At 46.7% G+C, this 4,617-nt stretch carries 6 protein-coding genes; all 6 read right to left on the reverse strand.

Translation table 11 applies throughout. The annotated features are described in order from the left end of the window. Window positions 1-148: 148 nt before the first annotated feature. Window positions 149-427 (reverse strand): Txe/YoeB family addiction module toxin, encoded by a 279-nt coding sequence (locus tag ABUL11_RS10860; protein ID WP_350283870.1) that lies wholly within the window; start codon window positions 425-427, stop codon window positions 149-151. 2 nt (window positions 428-429) lie between these two features. Beyond that, window positions 430-690, reverse strand: coding sequence for a type II toxin-antitoxin system Phd/YefM family antitoxin (locus tag ABUL11_RS10865; RefSeq protein ID WP_350283871.1), 261 nt, complete (start codon window positions 688-690; stop codon window positions 430-432). Between the two features lie 133 nt (window positions 691-823). After that, window positions 824-1,903 carry a glycosyltransferase gene (locus ABUL11_RS10870; protein ID WP_350283872.1) on the reverse strand — a complete coding sequence of 360 codons (1,080 nt, stop codon included), beginning with the start codon at window positions 1,901-1,903 and terminating at the stop codon, window positions 824-826. A 589-nt stretch (window positions 1,904-2,492) separates the two neighbouring features. Next, entirely contained in the window at window positions 2,493-3,053 is a 561-nt protein-coding gene (locus ABUL11_RS10875) for a YniB family protein (RefSeq protein WP_350283873.1), read from the reverse strand. Between the two features lie 236 nt (window positions 3,054-3,289). After that, window positions 3,290-4,036 (reverse strand): trypsin-like peptidase domain-containing protein, encoded by a 747-nt coding sequence (locus tag ABUL11_RS10880; protein ID WP_350283874.1) that lies wholly within the window; start codon window positions 4,034-4,036, stop codon window positions 3,290-3,292. Window positions 4,037-4,209: 173 nt separating this feature from the next. Beyond that, entirely contained in the window at window positions 4,210-4,446 is a 237-nt protein-coding gene (locus tag ABUL11_RS10885; RefSeq protein WP_350283875.1) for a hypothetical protein, read from the reverse strand. Window positions 4,447-4,617 lie beyond the last annotated feature (171 nt).

Raw genomic sequence — 4,617 nt, forward strand, 5'->3', positions numbered from 1 at the left:
GATTGGTCACCAGTTATCGTAAAATGAACAGCATTGGGGACAGACTACGGTTTTCATAGAACATTCGGCAGGGTTAAACGCGGGTGGGTGGCATAACCGCTCTCATCAGAATAAAATGGTAGGCTTATCTGAAAAACGTGGTCTGCCCTTATTTAGCTTTTATTCTATATTCATAGTGAAATCGGCAAGCAATGATCACTAACTCAACATCAGTAACACGATAAATCAAACGATTAGTTTCATCGATACGTCTTGACCAATAACCCGACAATTCACCCCGCAGTGGTTCTGGTTTGCCAATACCAACAAATGGATCACGAGCAGCGGCAGTAATCAGAAAATTCAATCGCCTAAGCGTTTTTTTATCCTGGTCTTGCCAGTAAAGGTAAGCCTCCCACGCATCAGGAACAAAACGAATGGCACGCACGATTAATCGGCAGAAAGCAATTGGTGGTCTTGTGCTTGTCCTGCCTTATCCTGAGCAATTGCCTTGGCTAAGGCTGCGGCATTTGCTGGATTACTGGTTAAGTGCAACGTTTCCATGATGCTGTTATAGCTATCCAGCGACATCACCACAGCATCACCTTCTGCATCGCGACGACTAATAACAATTACATCAGCATCCTGAATAACATCATCCAAAACAGACTTTAACGCATTACGCGCATGTGAATAAGTAACAACCTTCATGGCAACCTCATTTGCACAATAAATTGTACAAGTATAAAAAAGATGCGCCTCAAACACAAGTCAGGAAGAAATAGAAACAAACCACAGTTTCCGCCGTTATCTGTTTAAATCTTGTCGCTGCCAGAATTAGCGATCAATCCACAATTGAGAGAATCGCTTCAGCCGCAAGGGCAGCACCGTTCATCGGAATCAGACATCTGCGATCCACATAATTACGCGTCAGTTGCAGCAGTTTTCTGACAGCAATTTCCCGCTCACTTTCACTTTTGCACTCGGAAACAGCAACAGGCGCATACTTGGACACCAAATGCGCACGTCGATACTGATCATCCAGCGTTGTACTGGTATTTGGCACCAATAATGCTGGTATCTGTGCCTGAAGAACCTCGCAGCACGTGTTATAGCCTGATGCCCCAACAAACGCATCAAAAGCACGAAAATAGCGAACCAGGGGATATACCGAAACAGGCCGCACACCCTCAGGTAGTACAACATCTTTAATGGATATGGGGTTATTCGCCCAAATAACTTCAAAGCCTGCCTGTTGTAACTGCTGTATCAAACTCTCCCCGATATTTTCAACATCGTTGATATTACCGGCTCCCAGCGAAAACAAGGCGTAACGTCCGTTCTCACTCAATCCCATCGCTCTTCTGGCCTGTACCCTGTTCAGCAGCTCTTCTTCCCTCAATAGACAAACCGGTGGAACACGTACCTGCGGGCAATCGAAATCACTCTCCTCCAAATCAGATTCATCACCCACCTCACCCGGCTTGATAATCAGACTAAACATATTCTGATGCGGAAATGATTTAGTCTTGTCTGCCTGGTGCAATCCCCGATGCGACCAGACAATCTTTGCCTTGCCATATTCTCTACAGGCATTAATAAATCCCTGATATGGCCAGGTACCATCAAAGACAATTACTGACGGACGAACATGCTCCAGTAGCAGGCCAAGGCGAAAACACAATTCACGATTCCAGTCTGCGGAACTTGTACGAGACCAGTTGGGCGAAACGAAGTAATCTGCAGAGAAACCCATTTCCTCGATAATTTCGATCGCTGAGGCCAGCGAAAAAAACATGATCTCGACCTGACCCTGCAACTGACGTGCATAAGACAAACAACGGGATAAATGACCCATGCCGGCACCATTTGTGCAGACAAACAGGATGGTTGGCAACTTTACAAACTCCGGATAAAGCAACATGTTGAATGCATGACTGCCAGATTGAAAAACAATTTCGGAGTTATACCATAAGCAAATTTTCTGGGTATTTCGATAGACCGGGTATTTTTACTGGCACTCGTTTCAAAAACCGGGGTGATCTGCACTATACCCACTTCATCCTGTGAGGAGGCACAGCCGACGCGGCAATCCAGCATTTTGCAATCAGCTGACCATTTCACCTTGCGAGTCACACCACAATGTGGCGATCCGGAAGCGGTAATGGGCAGCAGCGGTACTGGATTGCTTCACCCTTGCAGGATTCGCAAAGACCGCGCTTTATTGGCATACTGCTTAAACAACCCGTCCTTGCGAGGAGGCGCAGCCGACGTGGCAATCCAGTAATTTGCAACCCGCTGCCTATCTGGCAGATAGCCGTATAAAAATAAAATGGGAGCAGCTTATTCAGAGGGTCAATTTTTTAATTGACGTTAGGGGAATATTTCTACATCGCCAATGACAATGCAGCATAACTGCTCTTGTCGGAATAAAGACGTAGGCCTATCAGAAAACCGTGGTTTGCCCCTTATTCTTCATGAAATAACGTGCCATGCTTTTCTGAACGATATGCTCACTTGATCAATCCAAGGCGCAAGCTCAACCATTGCAGCAGCACGCCACCAGCAACGCTGAGTAGTACGATTCCCAGCGGACGCTTATACCACTGATCTTTTTGGCCCAGCTGAATACGCAATTCGAGTACCGTTGAATTCTCTTGGGTGGTTACCCCTGAATGCGATAGTTGCCTTTCCCAAGATTGCTCTTCAGCCTGACGAAGGGTGGATTTAATCCGATGATCGAGGTGTATCGCACTATCCCAAATCACGCGCATCAAAAACATGCAAACCAGCAAAAACAAGAAACCACAGTTCCCGAGGCTATTGAGATCTGTCAGACTCAGGATTGGCGCAAGCTCCCAGAACCAAGAGAGGAACTGAGTTCGCTGGTACAACATGACTACAAGTTCGTGCCCTGTCCGAGTCACCGATGCCAACATTGATGAGTCAGTGCTTGCAGCCCACGCAAATGACTTCAATGCACCAAGCACCAGGAACAGAAAGGCGATGCAGATAACACAGATGGAAATCACCTTGCGTCGTTGCACGACTCGTATTGCCTCGAGAAGTGTCATTCTTTAACCATCCATTTTGCCATCTAACCTAAATAGCACCGACTTGAACAAATTTGAATCAAATCATGTTTGCAATTATAAGAGCTCTGCCCAAAGTACCGTACAACTCGTCAGAATGCTCAGTTCTCTCAAGATCTATAATGAAGACACAGAGGAGCCAAGGGAAAAGATCTCACGCATAGCGCCTGAGTTAAGCCAAGCCGCGAAGCGGGATCGGTTTAAAAGAATTTTAGGCCTCATAGGGACTGCACCAGTTGATTGATGGCTGAAGCCTTCCACACGATGCCTAAGTCAGATTCAGCATTTATGCGGCCACTATAAATGCCAATGAATTTCCAGACGGGTGTACCGAACATAGCTTGGCTGCCATCAGCCATAGGGGCACCACCCGCACTCCGATATGCGATGACCGGTGATCCTGACTGGCCTTGACGACTGCGACAATCGATTAGCAGCACAGGCAGGTCATTGAAATCGATATCTGCCTCAGAAGCCATGAAGCCAGTAGCCCAAATACCAAAAGCTCCGCCAGCGGTAATGCCAAATGGAAAACCAATAACACTCACCGTGTCTGCAGGGCCAACTGATATGGCCGGGCCGGTGTTTGCGGTGTCATACGGATATAGAGCCACATCGGCAAGCTGAGTCAGTGGAAGGGCGACGAAATCTGCTCTCGCTCCAAGTACAGAATGCTCCAGCCATCTCGGCACCTCGTCAGCATAAAGAGCCTCGATTCGTGACTCCCACTGACCAAGATGCCCGTTGCAGTTGTGTACAACAACAATCTCGTTTGGTATGCCACCAGTATTGGAGAGTGGCTCACCAGTATCCTGGTGCCTGCCAGTGACGTTGTGCCTATTTGTTACCAGATACGAGCCACTTGCCACTTGAACGACAAAGGCAGTCCCAGTGGACAGGAGCTGCCCATTGAACCGCATCTGTATCAGCAGCGATTGAACGGAAGGTTGTGCGATCGTTGGCATGAAGTGTCAATATTCGACAGATTCCATGAGCGATCCGCGCACCTGAACTCTTTGCTGAACAGCAATCCTACCGAGGCGGTGAGACAGGTTCTCAGAAATCATCGCATGTCCTCCAAATGCTAACGCATGAGTTAAGCAGCGCTGCGAAACAGCATCGGTTCGAATGAAATGTGTTAACACTCTATGACAGATAGTAGCAATTCTGCTTTTTCAGGATTATCTAAATGCGCACCACTGCTTGGGTCTTGGATCAGGATTAGCATGTTAGAAATTATGCAACGCAAATTGTCTTTCTCACATTTAGATAGTTTATCCAAATCGTGAACTTCCAGTGTATTTATTATCGGATTGACCTGATCAGACAATACTTCGCCACTGTCTAGGATATGTTTGATTTTAGAAATATTCATTATTTCCTCTAAACTTTTAGACCACGTAGCGGGATAACGGTAGGCTGAACCTATCGGTACTTGTCGCCATCAGTAAGCGTACAGCCTGAGCCCGATTATTTTCAAAACTATGCCTGTATAGCCTACGTCACATAAAATGATTCGATTTTAAAGAGTTGCTCGACGGTTTTG

It is taken from the genome of Nitrosomonas sp. (assembly GCF_040256045.1).
In the GTDB taxonomy this organism is placed as follows: Bacteria; Pseudomonadota; Gammaproteobacteria; order Burkholderiales; family Nitrosomonadaceae; genus Nitrosomonas.